The 18,265-nt window shown below is 35.4% G+C and carries 9 protein-coding genes; 4 read left to right on the plus strand and 5 right to left on the minus strand.

All coding sequences use genetic code 11. The features are described 5' to 3' along the window. Window positions 1-234: 234 nt before the first annotated feature. From BM012_RS10995 to BM012_RS11010, 4 genes are all read right to left on the minus strand, one after another. Window positions 235-1,461, minus strand: coding sequence for an S-layer homology domain-containing protein (locus BM012_RS10995; protein ID WP_064505004.1), 1,227 nt, complete (start codon window positions 1,459-1,461; stop codon window positions 235-237). 256 nt (window positions 1,462-1,717) lie between these two features. Next, window positions 1,718-2,602, minus strand: coding sequence for an accessory Sec system S-layer assembly protein (locus BM012_RS11000; protein WP_139210333.1), 885 nt, complete (start codon window positions 2,600-2,602; stop codon window positions 1,718-1,720). Between the two features lie 65 nt (window positions 2,603-2,667). Next, window positions 2,668-5,028, minus strand: coding sequence for an accessory Sec system translocase SecA2 (secA2, locus tag BM012_RS11005; RefSeq protein ID WP_061804929.1), 2,361 nt, complete (start codon window positions 5,026-5,028; stop codon window positions 2,668-2,670). Window positions 5,029-5,176: 148 nt separating this feature from the next. After that, complete coding sequence (locus tag BM012_RS11010; RefSeq protein WP_061804771.1) at window positions 5,177-6,427, minus strand: polysaccharide deacetylase family protein; 1,251 nt, start codon at window positions 6,425-6,427, stop codon at window positions 5,177-5,179. 307 nt (window positions 6,428-6,734) lie between these two features. Here BM012_RS11010 and BM012_RS11015 point away from each other — a divergent pair, with 307 nt between their 5' ends. From BM012_RS11015 to BM012_RS11025, 3 genes are all read left to right on the plus strand, one after another. Beyond that, window positions 6,735-7,580 (plus strand): polysaccharide deacetylase family protein, encoded by an 846-nt coding sequence (locus BM012_RS11015; RefSeq protein WP_061804770.1) that lies wholly within the window; start codon window positions 6,735-6,737, stop codon window positions 7,578-7,580. A 165-nt stretch (window positions 7,581-7,745) separates the two neighbouring features. Further along, entirely contained in the window at window positions 7,746-11,264 is a 3,519-nt protein-coding gene (locus tag BM012_RS11020) for a S8 family peptidase (protein ID WP_061804769.1), read from the plus strand. A 130-nt stretch (window positions 11,265-11,394) separates the two neighbouring features. After that, the gene (locus tag BM012_RS11025; protein WP_061804768.1) at window positions 11,395-13,791 is read left to right on the plus strand and encodes an S-layer homology domain-containing protein; all 2,397 of its coding nucleotides are present in this window, start codon (window positions 11,395-11,397) and stop codon (window positions 13,789-13,791) included. Between the two features lie 51 nt (window positions 13,792-13,842). Here the strand turns inward: BM012_RS11025 and BM012_RS11030 are convergent, their stop codons facing one another. Continuing rightward, complete coding sequence (locus BM012_RS11030; protein WP_061804767.1) at window positions 13,843-14,841, minus strand: C40 family peptidase; 999 nt, start codon at window positions 14,839-14,841, stop codon at window positions 13,843-13,845. Between the two features lie 701 nt (window positions 14,842-15,542). On the opposite strand from BM012_RS11030, the gene BM012_RS11035 reads away from it, so the two are divergent. After that, on the plus strand, window positions 15,543-18,227 hold the full coding sequence (locus tag BM012_RS11035; RefSeq protein WP_061804766.1) for an S-layer homology domain-containing protein: 2,685 nt from the start codon (window positions 15,543-15,545) through the stop codon (window positions 18,225-18,227). The last annotated feature ends 38 nt before the right edge of the window (window positions 18,228-18,265 follow it).

The following is an 18,265-nucleotide window of genomic DNA, read 5'->3' on the forward strand; positions in this document are numbered from 1 at the left end:
AAAAACCTTCATAAAAGTAGAAAAAACAAATTGTCGATTTGTTGTATAGATGATAAAATAGAGGCGTAGATAAATATTTCCTTCTTTTGAAATAATAACCTCGGTTGGTAGCCCAGTGAGAAAAGACGCTGTATATATAGCGTCTTTTCTTATATGTAAAAACGAGTGTACTATAGGTTAAAAGTCATGCATAATAAAGAAAAACCTACTTCAGATGAAGTAGGTTTTTCTTTATTACGAATTTGTTTGTTCATTAACCTTTTCCATTACTCTATAAATCATCATGATTCCTTGTGCACGTGTCGCATATTTAGTGGGACCAAATTCTGTTTCAGAGAAACCATTAATAACGCCAGCTGCAGAAGATTTAGAAATAGCTTCATAAAACTCTGAAGAGGTGTTCACATCTTTAAATGCTTTTTCTTGTCCGCTATATTGGTTATAGTCTAAAAGCTGCTCTGTTGCACGATAGACCATAGCTGCAATATGTTCACGTTTAATTTTCTCATAAGGCATGAATTTCCCATTGCTTCCTTTTACAATCCCTAAACTTGCTGCTGTTTCAAGATATACATAATCTTTATCATTAGGATTTACGTCTGTAAATGTTGGAGCATCTCCGTCTTTCTCAAGGCCAAGAGCTTGAACAAGAATCTTTACAAATTGATATCTTGTGATATTGTCGTAAGGTTTTACATAAACTTTTCCCTCAATATCGTATCCATCAATAACGTCGTTCTTTAAGAAAAACTGTACAGCTTCATATGCTTCATTGTTTTTAGAAACGTCTGCAGGGAATGGATTTGGATCTTTATTTGGAAGAGTAATAGAACCTTCATTTTCAACTGGTGGCTTCATTTTAGAAGCAAAGTTCTGCATTTCTTCATAAATTGAAAGAATATCATTCCCGTAGTTCCCTCTTGGTTGCATTGCCCATCGACCTTGCAAATCTGGCCAAGTTGGAGCAATTCCTTTTGTCACATATTTGTATCGTGGATCAACAAGTGGAGTGTTTAGAGGTTCTTTAGAAGCATATGCTTTTAGATGTTGAATTTGTGCGTAAACACCAGTAGCAGGAGTATCAAAGTAATGTCCCTTTACACCACCGCCAGTTGTCCCAATTCCAGCATAATTATTTTGTTCTGGAACAACGTCACCGCCATATTTAAAATACCCAGTTTCTTTTAGAGCTTGTACAAAAGCTACATCTCCTCGTACCCCTTCATTTTTTCCAGCAATAAGAAAGAGTTGAGCAAGTTCCTCTACCGTAATGCCATGAAGACGAATATTGCTTGGGTTTTTACTATGTACGAATGCTGCCATTTGTGAAGCTGTTAACACTGAATCGCCCATAATGTTTTTGTTTATATCGCTACTAGCTTCTGCGCGTTGTGTAGAGAAGGGAGAAACAAGCACAAAAACAGCAAATGAAATCGTCAAACACAAAGATAAACGTTTCAAACCAAAAGCTCCTTTCTGTACGATTAATAGATTTAATTTGTTATAAATTAAAAGATATTAAGAACTATAAGAATATTAATCCTTATGAGTCTAAAGCTTCATAACGAGTTATATATTACCACATAGAGGTTATATTGTCCTATTACATTAGTATTTGTAACAAAAATGAAAAGTTTTTTACGAGAAATGTAGAAAGAAAAAACGATCAAAAGAACTAGCATTTATGCTAAACTTTTGATCGTTTTTATCTTACTTATTATTGATTTGGATATGCTCTCCATCGACTGAAATCAGCATTTTCTTTTTGAATTAAGCTTGCTGGAAAAATAAATGTCCACGGTTTTGTTGTATATGCCTTAATTAGTAGATCTTTTGTTTGGAAAACGCCTTCTGCTACTTGCTCTCCCATGGCATCTTCTACAATGAGAGGAATCTGTTCAAATGTTACATCTTGATCTGTTCCATTTCTTAGTAGAAGGGAAATATGTAGATTTCCGTTCTTGGCCTGATCTGCTTGTAGACTTTGAAAATTTACTTCTCCATCTTTAGGAGGAGTCATCTCTTTTTCAACAAGATTCTTGAGGCTCTCTTTTTCATTTTCTGATAAATTGTTTTCCCAAGTCTCATCTAAATCTAACTTATGAGGGGGAGCTACTTGGAAAGCCAATGTCCAATTTTCCTTTGGAAGATCTTTTGTTTTTAAGCTTTCTTTTTCAAAAGTAAACTGCCAAGGTCTGCTTGAAGCAGGAGGAATTTCGCCAAGCTCTTTAAAGTTAAAAGATTTTTTAGCAATAATATTTTTCTCACTATCCATTAACACAAGTTTCATAACATCTAGCGTTAACGGGGTTGACAAGCTTGTGCGGACAAGAGCTGTTACAACAGCATTTCCATTTTCATCTTTTGTGAGATTTGCACCTGATAAAGAAACTTGATTAGGTTTCAGTGGTGCACAGTTATTATTCAAAAACTGATAAACATAGCGATCCTCTTCTGTTGCTTCCCAATCAGGATGTAGTGAAAGTTTAGGGGAGATGCTAGCCTCTTGATCTTCCCTTGTTACTCTTTCTTCTGATTCAATTGTACTATCAAGACCTTGTTTCTTAATATTCTGTTCTCCACGTTTAAAAAAGCGAAACAAATTTCTCATCCTTTCAATATAAAAGGGTGTCACTCAAAAATGAATGGAGCACCCTTATCTTTATATTATTTCTCTGCTCTTAATGAAGCTGTTGCCTGACAAAGTGCTTCTGCCATATAGTATTCAAGCTCTTGGTATGAAGTCGAGAAGAGCTCAAGACCTTCACGCTGATATTGACGCATAGGGTCTTCTTGACTATAGCTTCGCATACCAATTCCTTCTTTTAAACGCTCCATATTTTCAATATGTTTAATCCACTCTCGATCAGCAATTTGCAGCACGGCAGTTCTTAGGAAACCATCTAATGGTTTTTCCTCTTCAATGACTTCTTTAATTAAGTCCAAATAGTTTTGGAGAGCTTCTTCTACTTGCTCTTGAACATCCTGAATTTCTGCAATCCCTTTAATATCTAATGAAATACTTTCCCCAATTACCTTAGTTAAATCAATTGTTAGGGAATTAAGATCCCAGTCTTCTGGAAGAACTTCAGGTGAGCAGTATCCCTCTACATAATAATGAACAGTTGAGGAAATCATAGGTGTTAAAAGGGTAAGAATGCTTTCATCTGTTAAAATTCGATTTCTTAATTCATAAATAACGCTGCGCTGCTCATTAATAACGTTATCAAGTTTTAAATTATACTCTCTAATTCCATAATTGCTTCCTTCACAAATACGCTGAACTTTATCGACAAAATCAGCAATTTTCTTTGATTGAATAAGACCTGTGCTATCTTTATGAAGATTTTTACGCAGTTTAGTTACTTCTTCATGAGCAAAGCGTACAAACATATCATCTTCAAGAGAAATGAAAAACTGTGATCTTCCTTTATCACCTTGACGTCCAGCTCGTCCTTTCAACTGATTATCAATCCGTCTCGATTCATGTCGTTCTGTTCCAAGAACAAACAATCCCCCAAGGTCCTCAACACCATCTTCAAGCTTAATATCTGTTCCGCGTCCTGCCATATTTGTGGCAATTGTAATCTGACCTTTTGTGCCTGCTTTGGAGATAAGTTCAACTTCTTGTTCAATGCTCTTAGCGTTTAAAAGTTGAAAAGAGAGACCCGCATCTTGTAGAGATTGGGCAATTGTTTCAGATTGACGAATAGAAGTTGTGCCAATTAAAATAGGCTGTCCTGTTTGATGTACACGGATAATTTCTTTTGTTACTGCTTTATATTTTTCGTCCACTGTTTCATAAATTTGATCACTTTCATCAATTCTTAGAATTGGACGATTCGTTGGGATTTGAATTACGTCCATTGCATACACTTGTTGAAACTCTTTTTCTTCCGTTTTAGCTGTTCCTGTCATTCCACTAAGGGTTGGATACAAACGGAAGTAATTTTGGATTGTAATAGAAGCTTGTGTTTTATTTTCTTCTGTAATTGTTACGGATTCCTTAGCTTCAAGAGCTTGATGAAGACCATTGCTTAATGTACGGCCTTCCATTGTGCGTCCTGTAAATGCATCGACAAGAACAATTTCATCATCTTTTACAATATAATCTACGTCTTTATGAAACATAACAAGGGCTCTAAGGGCCTGAATCATATAGTGATATAGAGTTTGATGTTCTACATCGTATAAATTATCAATTCCAAAGCCTTTTTCAATCTTCTCAATCCCTTGTTCTGTAAATCCTGTTGCTTTCGTTTCTTCATCAAAGTGATAATCTTCATCTTTCATAAAGCCTTTCACAATTTGAACACAAAGCTGATGAAGATTATCACTTACGCCAGATTTGCCAGCAATGATGAGGGGGGTTTTTGCTTCATCAATCAAAACACTATCAATTTCATCAATGATAGCAAAATGGTATGGTCGCTGAACACGCTGAGCCAGGTCAATAACTGTATTATCACGAAGGTGATCAAAGCCAAATTCTGTTCCGACTCCATAAGTAATGTCAGCATTATAAGCTTCTTTCTTTTTTTCATAATCTATGCCAGCTATGTTAAGTCCAATTGTCAAACCAAGAAAGGCGTGAACTGGCCCAACAAGTTCACAGTCACGTTTTGCGAGATAGTCGTTCACTGTAATAACATGGACACCTTTTCCTTCAAGAGCTCGTAAATAACTTGGGAGAGAAGCGACAAGTGTCTTTCCTTCTCCTGTTGGCATCTCAGCAATATTTCCTTCTGTCAGAACAAGCCCACCAATCATCTGTACATCGTAATGACGCATACCAAGCACCCGTCTCGATGCTTCTCGAACGGTTGCAAATGCTTCTGCTTGGATATCAAATACCGTTTTCCCTTCGGCTAAGGCTTCTTTAAATTGAACTGTTTTATGTTTTAACTCTTGATCTGACAACTGTGTAAATTGTTCTTCAAGACTGTTAATTTCTTCTATAATTTTAAAGTACTTTTTTAACCCTTTTTCTTGCTTATCGCCCATTGCTTTCTTGATGTATGATAACACCATGCGACAACTCTCCTAGCATATTAGACTTTCTACAAAACTAGTATAGCACTCTTTATTTACTGCTTCACCGTTATATGGTAAAGATTATATATAATTTCCTGCTTAGAAATTTATATAAAAAAGGTGAGAGGAATTCCTCACCTTTTCAATTAGAAGTTGCAAAGATATTTTTAAAATCTTCCATATCCATATTTGGATAAACCCCTTTACGATCTAGAATTAATGGATTATCTCCTGGAAAGACTCTTCCTTCCTGCGTTGTGAAGGCTAATTTAAATCCGGCATCCCTTACAGCTCTTATACCAGTTTCATTTAGGTTTCCATAAGGATAGGCAAAGTAAGAAGAGGGAGTAGGAAGTTCCTTTCTATTTAATTTTAGATCTGCCACAACTTCATCATATGGAAGCTGTGTTAATAATCCACTTGTATGAGCATCTTTGCGATTATGTAAAGCATGAGTATGGGCTCCAAAGGAAAAGACATCTTTCATTTTCTCCATATCCTGCATACTTAAAGCTTGTGTAGTAAGCTGATCAGGAACAAAAGGCTGACTTTGATCAGGTGTACGGGATGTAATAATGAAATTTTCAGCCTTAAAACTATATTTTTTAAGGATAGGATAAGCATATTGACGAGTCGAGACAAATCCATCATCAAATGTAATTACAAATGATTTATCGGGTAATGCCTTTTTCTTTTCAACATATTTTTGTAAATCTTCAAGGGAAATAGTGTGATAACCGTTATCACGGAGCCATTTCATCTGGCTTTCGAAAAACTCCGGGGTAATCGTTACAAATGTATCTTTGAATTTATGGTTTTCTTCTTCTCTAAAAAGATTGTGATACATTAAGACTGGAATGCCGTTATCAATCTGCAAATCTTCTTTTTGCACGTATCCTACAAGTCCTCCTAGATTCACCTTTGACCAATTCTCATTTTGATTTATCACTTCTATTTGGATGTGTGCATCAAACTGGCCTATTTTTTTGGAGCTTGTGGAAATAGAGCTATAAATAGGGGTTTTTTCCTCTGTTAAAATAGCATCTCCATGAAAAGTAGAAGAAACCTGTTCAGGACGAGGTGCCCCAGTTTCCTCTATTTTAGTCTCTTTTTTAGACACATATCCAAATGAATTGCCAATAGGAATTCTCCACCAATCTGTATTAAACGAAACATAATTGATGTAAGCATTTCCTTTCACTAGATAGCCTTTAACTTTAGTGCCTTTGTTATGTAAGGCTTTTTCATAAATGGCTACTGATTCCTTTTGGACAACTAGAGCTTGATATGCATCTGCTCTAGTGATAGTTTTTTGAAATGAGGCATAAATCCCAAACGCAGTAACGAATACGAATAAAAACAATAATGAATACAGTAATTTCCTTTTATTCATGCTAAAACTCCTAATTATAATTTCCACAACCAAGTATATTAGAATATTTAGGTAATTACAATAGAAGATAATAATCTATAAATAGAAATGTAAAGGTGAAAAGAGAAGGGGTAATTGTCATTACATTGAAAAAACAGTAGTTTTAAAGGTATAAACTCTTATGTAAAAACCAATAAGTAGAATTTTTAGAGATCGAGAGAAAGAAAAGGACAATTAACCTATGAAAAAATGATTATTAATTAGAAAATTAAGTTAAAAAAGGTGTTATACTCATCAATGTCTAATCTTTTGAAAGGAATGACATGATGTGAAGAAAAAGATAACAGTAGTCGTAGCTTTAGTCGTTCTAATTGCTGCAGCAGTTTCGTCCTTATTTATTATAAGTTTTACTAAAAAGGCAGATATGATCCCTGTTTTAACATATCACCGCTTATTGTTAGAAGGTGAAAACAAACTTTATAAAAACCAACCAGATGTTCTATCAGTGGAAGCATTTGAGAAACAGATGAAATGGCTTCATGACAACGGTTACCATACAATGACAATCCATGAGCTAGATCAATTTCTAAATGAAAAAAAAGAGTTTCCAGCTAAAACTGTCATGATTCAGTTTGATGATGGACGTAGGGATGTGAAACATTACGCATATTCTATTTTAAAAAAGTATGACTTACATGCTATTGAAAATATTATTACAAGTCGTACAAATCGAAATGATGGTCCGTGGGATCCAGATAAGCATCAGTTTATGAAAATGAATGACATTAAAGATACTCTAGGTGTATTTGAGTTAGGAGCACATACAGACAATTTACATAACTTAGGTGAAGATGGAAAAGGGGACATGCTTAAGAAATCGGATGAAGAAATTCTAAAGGACTTAAAGTTAAACAGAAATCTTCTTAATCAAACAGAACTATTTGTTTACCCATTTGGTCATTATACTTCACACACAGCTGATCTTATAAAAGAAGCTGGTTTTAAGTATGCTTTTACAACAAAAACAGGATATGTCAGCCAAAATGATGATCCATACCAATTGGCAAGACAAGGAATTGGACCTAAAGTAACAATAAAGGATTTTGAAAATATTTCAGAAGTAAATTCCTTTAAAAACAAAGCAAAGCGTTTTGTAAAACATATAACGAATTGATAGATAAAAAGCAGGTGAAGGATTTCTCATCTGCTTTATTATTTTAATTCTATTAAAATAATAAAAAAATTATTAAGAAAATTCTATTATTTTTGTAACCTATTTGATTTTGAATCGTCTAACTATACTGATGAAAATTTTTCTTAATTTGAAAGGGGATTTTATATGAAGAAAGGGCTTCGTACTCTAACTGCACTAGTATTAGGATTAACCCTGTTAGTACCCTCCTTTGCCTCAGCTGCAGTAGAGAGTAATGCATCACAGGTAAAAGAGAAGAAAAGCAAAGTAATGGAGAAGTTTAATTTGTCTCAAAGTGAAAAGAGCAAAAAACTTTATCAACAGAAAAAAGCAGAAAAGGAGAACCTAAGTAATAATACCATCATTATAAAGTACAGCAAAAAACTTTCTTCTTCAGTACATAAGAAGCTAGGTGGAAAGGTTATCCGTTCATATCCGGAATTTCAATATGAAGTAGTTAGAATAGGTAAAGGTCAAAAGATTGAGACAGCTATTTCAAAATATGAGAAAGTAGATGGCGTTAAGAGTGCATCACCAAGTGTGAAACTTAAAACATTTGCAACAGAAAGTAATGCAAAAATAAGTGATCCAAAAGCAAGCAGCATGTATCATTTAAAAACATTAAAAGTCGATGAAGCCCTGAAAAAAGCAGGCAAAAATAAAGTAAATGTGGCTGTTATTGATACAGGCATAGATACAAATCATGAGGAGTTAAAAGGAAATTTGCTTGCTCCTTATAGCGTAACAGATCCAGCAAACCCTGGATATGCAGGAGACCATGGGACACATGTTGCAGGTATTATTGCAGGTAAGAAAGGGAATGGAGTTGGTGGATATGGGGTTAATCCAAACGCCAATATTATGCCTGTAAATATCTTTGATCAAAATGGTAGCTTTGACTATGTACTTGCTGATGGCATTATGCACGCAGTTGACAATGGGGCTGACGTTATTAATATGAGTCTTGGAGCCTCATTTGAAATTCCGCTTGTTGAAGAAGCTATTAAAAAAGCTGTAGATAATGGTGTCGTTGTAGTAGCTGCAGCAGGAAATGATGGAGATATGGTCTATAACTATCCAGGTTCATATGATGGAGTGATTACTGTTGGAGCAACAAATGATCAAAATAAAAAGGCTTACTTTACAACATATGGTCCAAACATTGATGTTGTAGCACCAGGTGAAGATATTTATAGTACTGTTTATACGCCAGAATCAGGATCATCCTTTGTTAAAATGAGTGGAACATCAATGGCCTCACCGGCAGTAGCAGGAGTAGCTTCCCTTATTAAATCAAAGTATCCTGACTTGAACTCCTATCAAGTAGAATATATTTTAGAACAAACAGCTCAGGATTTAGGGAATAAAGGGTTTGATATGGATTATGGATATGGACTTGTTGATCCATCTAAGGCACTTGATTTTGATATAAATAAGCTTCCTTCATTTAAGAAGCTAACAATGGATGAGATTGTGAAAAAAGCAACTGCTGTTAAGGTTGGAAAAGGAACCGTTAAGAAGACAGGCTCATTAATTAAACCAGCTCAGCAAGATTGGTATAAAGTCAATGTAGAAAAAGGTGAATTTCTACAAACCGTTCTAGATGCTTCTAAAAACTATGACTATAAGCTAGAACTTAAATTTAGAGGTGAAGATGGAACAGAACAAGAGGTAGATGTAGATAGTGTGACCCAAGGAAAAACAGAAGGTTACCTTTATAAAGCAGAACAAAAGGGAGAACTGTTAATCGGTGTTAAAGACCGAAATGAAAATTACAGTACATCAGGAGCTTCAACATATACACTTCAGTTAACTAAAGGAACGAATATTAATGATAGTAAAGCATCAAAAGAGAAACCAGCTAAAATTAAAAGCTTTCCTTATAGCAGTAAAAAATCAGAAGGAGATTTAACTCTTATTAATAGTGAAGAAGGAGCAGATAGTGATTATTTCCGTATGTCCTTTAAAGAGGGCAAAAAAGTGAATCTAGATCTTTCAGCACTCCCAGGAGTGGATACAGAAATAAAAGTATACGATGAAGCAGCTTTTAAAGAAGAGCCTCCAGCAGATCTTCCTGAAGGAGAAGAATGGCCAATTGCAGAATATGCGGCAAATAATAATGGAATGAGTGAAGGGGAAGGACTTGCTTTTGAAGCATTACCAGATACCTCTTATATTATAGAAGTTACATCAAGTCCTGTAAGTTCGTCACAAATGTTAGATATGATGATGGCGTTAATGATGGGAGGCTCTTCTGACGAAGAAATACAAGAAGTTCTTGGTTCTCTAATTCCTTATGACTTGAAAGCAAATGTAAAAGATCTACCAGAAGATGAAGATAGTCTACCACTTGCTATCCCCACTCCTGTAGAAGAGCCTGAAGAGGAAGAAAGCTTACCAGAACCAACAACATATAAGGAAAAATATGATGCTCTTACTGATTTACTAACAGGCGAGTATATGGAATTTGATGAAGAGACAACAGAAGCTATTCTTAAAGATGCTAGAAATTATGAAATAGGTTCCGTTGGGACAGGCTATTTCCAACAGCTAGAAGATGAAGATTGGTTTAAAGTAAAAGTAAAGGAAGATGGTTTCTATAAACTATCAACTAATGGAACAAATACACTTAAACCTATGATTGGTTTATTCCAGTATGATAAAGAATCAGGCATGCTAAACCAACTAAGTGGCTCAGGAGACCCTTTAATGGACTTGTTAACAGGGGGGAGTGAAGGAACCTCTGAAACAACAATCATGCTTCAAAAGGGTCAAGAGTACTACATTCATCTTCAAAATGGTACACCACTATCACTGGATAAATATGAATTAACATCGGTAAAAGTAAAAGATGCTCCAGTTGATCAAAATGAAGCAAACGATGAGCCAATTGAAGCAACTGTTTTAAAACCGGATCAACCTGTAAAAGGAAACTTTGCTCCATTAGGTGACATTGATACATTCTATTACAAGCATCGCAAAGAAGATGGATTGTATGGGTTCTATGCAAATCCGCTACCTGTTAGTGAAAACCAAAAGAAAGGCCTCCCGCTTGAAATGGGATTGCCACTTGATCTTATGATCACCATCGTAGAAGATACAAATGGAAATATGGAAATAGATAACAATGAAGCCTCTAAAGTTATCCTCTTTGACAAAACTGATGGAGGAATTGAATCAGGATCGTTCAAAGCGAAAAAAGGAACAGGATACTTCATTGTTGCCGAAAACTACGGTGGCTCAAACATTGGTGGGTACGAGATGTTGCTAAACACGTTAACAAAGAAAGATGAGGATGAGGGTTCAACTGTTAAAAATAATGTACCTTCAAAATCAATCTCTCTTAAAGCAAAAGGCAAGAATGCATGGGAAGCAGCAGGATACTTAAATGCTGGAATTGATTTTGGTGATCGAGATTTCTATGCTCTTAACGTTTCGGAAAAGGGCACATACAAGCTAAATATGGATGCCCCAAAAGAGATTGACGGTGTAATTAATGTTTATAATGAAAAAGGTACACTCGTAAAACAGTTAAACAACTATTATATTGGTGATAATGAAGTTGGATTCGCAGATCTTAGCAAAGGAAAATATTTTGTGGAAATTAAGGATAAGCAAATGCGTTCTAGTGCCAAGCCTTACAAATTAACAATTGCAAAACAATAGATAAGAATGATGTAAGCTAGCTTTCTAGTATATAAGAAAGCTAGCTTTTTGTTTTTCTGTGGTCTAGAATAATAAGGTAATAGTAGAATATTAATCTAAAAAAGGACTAATATGTAAGGGGGAGTAAATGATGAAAAAACTGCTGTTACCTATGTTTTTTGTTGTCAGTTTGTTTTTTATTATCCACCCTTTAAATACTTCTGCACAAGTTGTGGATGAAACAAAACTAAAAACAGCTCAGTTTGATTATGAAGATTATTATCAAAATAAAGTAATGACGTACAGGGGAGATTCTGGTGTTACTTTTATAAGCTATAGTACAAAATGGAATACGATAGAAAAACTAAAAGCGCTTGAAACAGAATTGCTTAAAAATAAGCATGGGGAAGAACTCAAGCTTTTATCAACCATTAATATTTTTTCAGACTACCCAGCTGGACAAGATGTTCTTGGACAATATTTTGCTGAATATACGTATGGAAGTAAATCAGTCTCGCTTTCCCCACATCGAAAAATTCATCTTTATGGAGGCGATAAATATTCAACAGTAGAAAGTATTGCTTCAACTATGGCCCATGAGTATGGACATCATTTTACGTTTTATCATCTTTTTAAAAAAGAACATTTAGTTCCTAGCAAATGGAAAGACTCTCAATATGCACAAATTCGTCATATGACACAGTACAAGCCATTCAATCAAAACCCTGTTCCATACAAATGGGATTTATCAGAGATATTAGCTGAAGACTATGTTGAGTTATTTGGTTCCAGCAAAGCCATTGCTACCCATATGCCACTGAATAGTGAAATTCAGTCACCGTTTGAAAACAAGAGCATCCAACAATATTGGACAGACGCTATACAAGAAAAAGGATATAAGCGAGAAGAAGCTATCCCGCTTTATTTTACAGATTATAAATCCTCCAATTTACTTAGCTTACAATTAACCGCTTTAAAACTTGGAACACATGACACTTATCTAATGGCCCAAGATGATAAAGATAAATATTTACCAATCCTTTTAGATACTTTTAAAGGTGTGATGCAAGTACGTAAATGGTATGAAGGTGAGAAGCTTGGAAGTAAATCAAGCTGGCTTTTCTCAAGAGACCAAAATAGCGGCATAGTATTCAAACTTATTCAGCATAGTGAAAATGGTTTTAATAGGGGATCAGAGCGGTTAAAGATCAATCTTCAAAATATAGAGGAGAGTAAAACAAGCAATGCTAAGCTTATCGAACACTTAAATCTAACTAAAGAGGAAATAGAAGAGAAAATGCTCCAAGAGGGAATAAGACAGGGCGTTCCCTACGAATTGATTACAGCAGTTGCAGCACAAAGCTCCAATTATGAACAGTTTCAAAATGAGCAGCCTAAAATAGATGAGAACGGTAGAATAGGCATTATGGGAGTAAAACTAACAGCTGAACAGGCTACAGCTCAGAATATTGATTTCGAATCCTTAAAATATAGCCCACTTTACAATATTGAAGTTGGAGTAAGATTATTAAAAGAGCAGTTTGATGATAATACGCTGCCCTCTATGAAGAACAAAAATCAGAAAATGTTAGAACATTGGTATTTTGCCCTTATAGCATACAGGGGTTTTACAGAAGATACAAATCCGCAAAAAAAAGATAGCTTTCAGCATTCTGTATACAAATATATTGAGGATATAGTAGATAGAGATCTAAAAGAACTCTTATATGTAGAAGCTAGCCAAGATAATGGGGTAGTTAAGTTAACAAAGAAAGTTTATCCTTTAGAAGAGGCAACAGAAGCAACAAGTTTATATACAAATAATCAAAAAGGCTATGTTTATACTGATACAGGGGTTTTATATAATCAACCAGGGGGAAAAGGGCTTACAAGTCTCCTGAAATATACTCCAGTTTTAATTAGGGAAAATGCTCTGCTGAAAGATGGTCATCTTTTTTATAAAGTTAATACATTTAACGGGCAGAACGGATATATACGAGCAGAACATATCAAAGGTGGAGATGTAACAATATTCAGTGATATTGTTCAAAATGAAGTTGTTTCAGCAGTAGCCTATCTGCAACTAAGAAGAGTTATTGAAGGTTATGGAGATGGAACATTTCATCCATATCAACCATTAAGCCGTGAACATGCAGCAAAGATGCTTGTTCAGGAACTGCAGTTAACGAAAAATCCTACATATAAACTGAAGGCAACTGATGTTAATAAAGATAATCTCTATTACACACAACTTGCTATTTTAGAACAATATGACATCATGGGGCGGGGAGGAAAACTTCGTCCGAAAGAACCATTAACAAGAGAACAAATGGCAGCTGTTCTAGCGAGAGCTTACAGCAAAGTATATAAGAAAGCAGAACAAGAGAGAGTTTTTAAAGATGTAAAAAGAACTTCTTGGAGTTATAACGATATTAATATATTAGCAGAGAACAAAATTACAATATTAAACGAGTATTATCGCCCTTATGAAAATGTAACAAGAGGTCAATTTGCTCTTTTTCTCCAGAGATCTGCAGCATTGAAATAAAAAAGAGCTCCCTTTCTTTTAGAGAAAGGGAGCTCTTTTCTTTACATATTATTATCGGCTTACAGCACGATTTACGAATGCTGCCATTTGAGCACGTGTAACAGGCTCATTCGGTTTAAATGTTCCATCATCATATCCCGTTGTAATACCCGCAGCAGCAAGAGCGGAAATATCTGCAGCAGCCCAATTGTCTTTAGGCACGTCTTTAAATGTATAAGAAGAGTTAGCTTTTAAATCAAAAGCATCTGTTAATACAGCTGCCATTTGAGCACGTGTTAAAGCTTTGTCAGGCATGAAGTAACCGTTGTTCCCTTCAAAAATTCCAGCAGATTTTACTGCATTTACAGCTCCAACAGACCAAGCTGATGATGTTACATCTTTAAAAGGCTGTTTGCGGTTTGTCATTTTTAAGTCAAGTGTATTAGCAAGAATTGTTGCTGTTTGTGCACGAGAAATACTTTCGTTCGGACGGTAGTAGTTATTTGAATACCCTATTACAATGTCTTTATTTGCTAGTGCATTTACATCTTTAGCTACCCAGCTGTTTTGAGTATCGCGGAAGTTGCCTTTTGCGTTTCCAGTTGAGAAAATACGTTTTGCTCCAACATAGCGAGAACCCCAATAGTATGGATCGTTAACTTTTGCAATACTTACACCTTTTGAGCTTGCAGCGTTGATAAATTCATTATTTCCAACGTAGATTCCAACATGTGAAACCCCTCTGCCAGATGTGTTGAAGAAAACAAGATCGCCAACACGTAGATTGCTTTTTGAAACAGCTGTACCTTGTCCATACATTTGAGCAGCTGTTCTAGGAAGGGAAATACCCACTTCACTGTACACTTGGCGTACATACCCAGAGCAATCAAATCCAGAAGCCGTTGTTCCCCCATAACGATAAGGAACACCCATATACTTATAAGCAGCAGGCAATAACTTATCATAGTTTGTGAGATTAGCCGCTTTGGCTGATGAAGATGGTTCTAGCAGTAGACTCGATAATAGTAACGCAAAGCATGAAATCAACGTCAGTGTGACTCGTCTAATCATATGTATCCTCCAAATTATCCTAAATTTTCTATGTTAAAATTTCATTATTCTACCTTTTTCAACAGATGATAACAGTTTATCATAGAAAAACAGGCTTCTATTTTACAGTTATGTAACAAAAGAACTACAGTTTGTTATAATGAAGTTGGTAATTTTACAATAGTGGAAGAAAGATAGGGAAAAAGAAATGTATTAGTAATGTAAAAATTTTGAATAATTAGAATAATAAATTCTGTTTTTCCTATTTAGACCTCTTATATTACAATATTGTTACAGTATGATTTAGGTATTTAGAAATTCCAAACTAATTTATAAAATCTTAAAAAAAGTTAATATTTTCTTTATGATTATTTTTTATTGTTTGAATTTGGGTCTTTATTCTCTATTAGAAATAGTTTGAAACAGGAGATAAAGACCTAAAAAAATACAAAGTTATGTAAAAACTATTGAAACTTATAGGAAATATTGTAGAATTATAGGTGGGGTTTTCCCTAATATAGTTATTTTAGTTAATTTTCATAGATTATCCATATAAATCTCTATTTTTTACATTAATTAAAAATATTGACATAAAATCTATGAAAACCTATACTAATATCTGTAATTGTTTAGTAACTAATGTTAAGAGATATACATATATAACAAACTCTTGATATTAGTCTTATTTTACTAGAACACAATTTTAAGGAGGAAATAACTCAATGGCTTACCAACCAAAATCTTATCGTAAATTCCTAGTAGGTACTGTTTCTGCTGCTGTAGTAGCAAGCGCAATCGTTCCTGCTGCAAGTGCTGCATCTTTCTCTGATGTAACAAAGGAAACAGTTAAAGATCACTACCAAAACATTGCAACTGCATCTGAAAAAGGATACATCAAAGGCTATGGCGATGGAACTTTCAAACCTTACAACACAATCACTCGTGGACAAGTTGTTAAAATCCTTGCTCGTACACTAGGAGACGATGTAGACACTTCTAAAACTGAGAACTTCTCAGATGTACCAAGCAACTATTCTGATAAAGAGCTAGTAGAAGCTTCTTTAAAAGTACGTGCAGCTGGCGTTTTCACTGGTAACGGTGGAAAACTTCTTCCCGATCAAAACATTACACGTCAACAAATGGCAAAAGTACTTGTTAATGGCTTAGGCTTAGAAGCTCTTGTTGATAGCGATGATACTTCTAAAGTAAAAGACCTTGACAAAGCATACAGCGAGTATCGTGAAGATATCCAAACTCTTTCTAAATTAGGTGTAACTGATGTTGAAACATTCAACCCAGAAACAAACCTAACTCGTGCTCAATTTGCTTCATTCATCGTTCGTGCTTACGAAGTTAAAGAATCAAGAACTGCTAAACCAAGCGTTCAAGATGTAACAGCAGTTAACGGAAAAGTAACTGTTGAGTTCAACAAAGCGCCTGAAACAGCCCCAACTGCTAACGATTTCACAATCACTAAATCTGTAAACGGTGGTACAGCAACTTCTGTAGCTCCAACAGATTTCAAATATGATGCTAGCTCTAAAACAGCTACGTTTGGCGTAGAAAAAGTAGAAGCAGCCACTGCTAAGCAAACTGTTTCTTATTCTGTAGCTTACAAAGAAACTGATGCTAAATCTGGAAGCTTCACTGTTGACGCTCTTCCAGCAGCTTCTATTCTTTCTGTAGGTGCGGCAGGAAACCAAGCAACAGTAATTTTTAACAGCCCTGTTGATACTGCAACAGCTCAAAACGTTATTAATTACACTTATGACAACGATCGTAACAGCACTACAAATGTACCTGTTCATCCAACAAGTGCATCTGTAAACACTGAAGCAGTAGGTCCTTATGCAGCTGGTCAAGTTGTAACATTAACTTTTAACAACGGTGCTCTATCAACTGAAGATAAAGGTTCTCTAAACATCCAGAATGTTAAATCTGACAAAGGAATTGTTATCGCTTCTAAAACAGTTAACGTAACTCCTGTAGCTGATGGTGCAAAACCAGAAGCAAGTGCTACACTTACTAACGGTGCTCAAACTTCTACAAAAGTATCAGCTAATGCAGGAACTACTGTAAAATTAAATGTTAAAGCAAAAGATGATGCTAGCAATATCGTTGCAGCTCGTTACCGTATCCAAAATCCAGATAACACGTTCACAAGCTGGACAAACCTAGAAGCAGAAGATGGTGCTTTTGATGAAACTTCAGAAACAGCTGTAGGTTCAATCAATACTACTGGTTTTGCTGGTGGAGATTACAAAGTATACATTCAAACTGTAGATGCAGCTGGAAAAGTTAGTGATTCTGAAGTAGCAGCTACTCTAGAAATCACTAAGAAAGATATTACAGCTCCAGTAACTGTAAACAGTGAAGCAACTTACAAATCTGCAACTCGCACTGTAGAAGTTAAAGGTTCAGTAACAGATGCAGATAGCGATGTTAAGAACGTACAATATCGCGTATCTACTTACAATGCATCAACAAATGCTTATACAACTTCTACTGAGTGGACAAACGCAACAGCAACAGATGGTTCATTCAACGAAAAACAAGAAGATTACAAATTTGCAACACCACAACTTAATGCATCGACAACTTACCTAATTGAAGTAAGAAGCGAAGATGCAGCTGGTAACACTAGCAAAGCTCAAAACGTTACTGTAAGTGGTGTAGAAACAGCTGGCGGTAATGCAAAAGAAGGAACTTTCAAGACTCCAGCAAACTCTGGCGACACAACGATCCCAGGTGAAAGCACACCAAAATCCAACGTTGGAGAAGTTACAAACAAGAAAGACGTTAAGATTACAGGTGTAGCTAATGACAATGTTGAAGTAGCTAGCATTGAGTACGCAGTATACCGTGATGCAGACAAAGACGGAAGCTATGAAACTCAAGTTCAAGCTTACGGAAAAACGGGTGTTACAATTAATGACGGAAGCATCAACTCAGATTCAGAAGCTTACACAATCAACTACGATTTACCATCAGTTGACGGTAAATACCGCATCCTAGTTCGTACAACTGATACTTCTGGTAATGAAAGAGTTGAAAATGTAGATACAGTTCTTGATACAGTATCACCTACTGTAACAATTGCTGCTGATACAGAAACATCAGGTAAAAACGACTTTATCGTTACTTTCAGTGAAGATGTTCAAGCTGGAACAGAAGAAGCAGCTAACGAAGTAGCTTCTAAGTTCGCTCTTGATAAAGACAACTACACTGTAAACCAAGGTGGTCAAGTAGTTCAAAACGCTGCAGCTTCTGTTACTAAAGTATCTGAAAAACAATTCAAAGTTACTTTTGCTCAAGCTCCAACAGACGCTCAAACAATCAGCATCACATCTGTACAAGATTTTGCTGGTAACGCAATCAAAGCAACTAGCGTAAACGTTCCTAAATAATAGGAGCTAATCAAAAAAGCCAACCACATCTGTGGTTG

The sequence above is a fragment of the Priestia endophytica DSM 13796 genome (assembly GCF_900115845.1).
GTDB classification, from domain to species: Bacteria; Bacillota; Bacilli; order Bacillales; family Bacillaceae_H; genus Bacillus_I; species Bacillus_I endophytica.

Excerpts from the sequence above, each read along its gene's own strand:
- BM012_RS11010 (WP_061804771.1), bottom strand. The coding sequence starts at position 6,427 with ATGAATAAAAGGAAATTACTGTATTCATTATTGTTTTTATTCGTATTC.
- BM012_RS11020 (WP_061804769.1), top strand. The coding sequence starts at position 7,746 with ATGAAGAAAGGGCTTCGTACTCTAACTGCACTAGTATTAGGATTAACC.
- BM012_RS11025 (WP_061804768.1), top strand. The coding sequence starts at position 11,395 with ATGAAAAAACTGCTGTTACCTATGTTTTTTGTTGTCAGTTTGTTTTTT.
- BM012_RS11030 (WP_061804767.1), bottom strand. The coding sequence starts at position 14,841 with ATGATTAGACGAGTCACACTGACGTTGATTTCATGCTTTGCGTTACTA.
- BM012_RS11035 (WP_061804766.1), top strand. The coding sequence starts at position 15,543 with ATGGCTTACCAACCAAAATCTTATCGTAAATTCCTAGTAGGTACTGTT.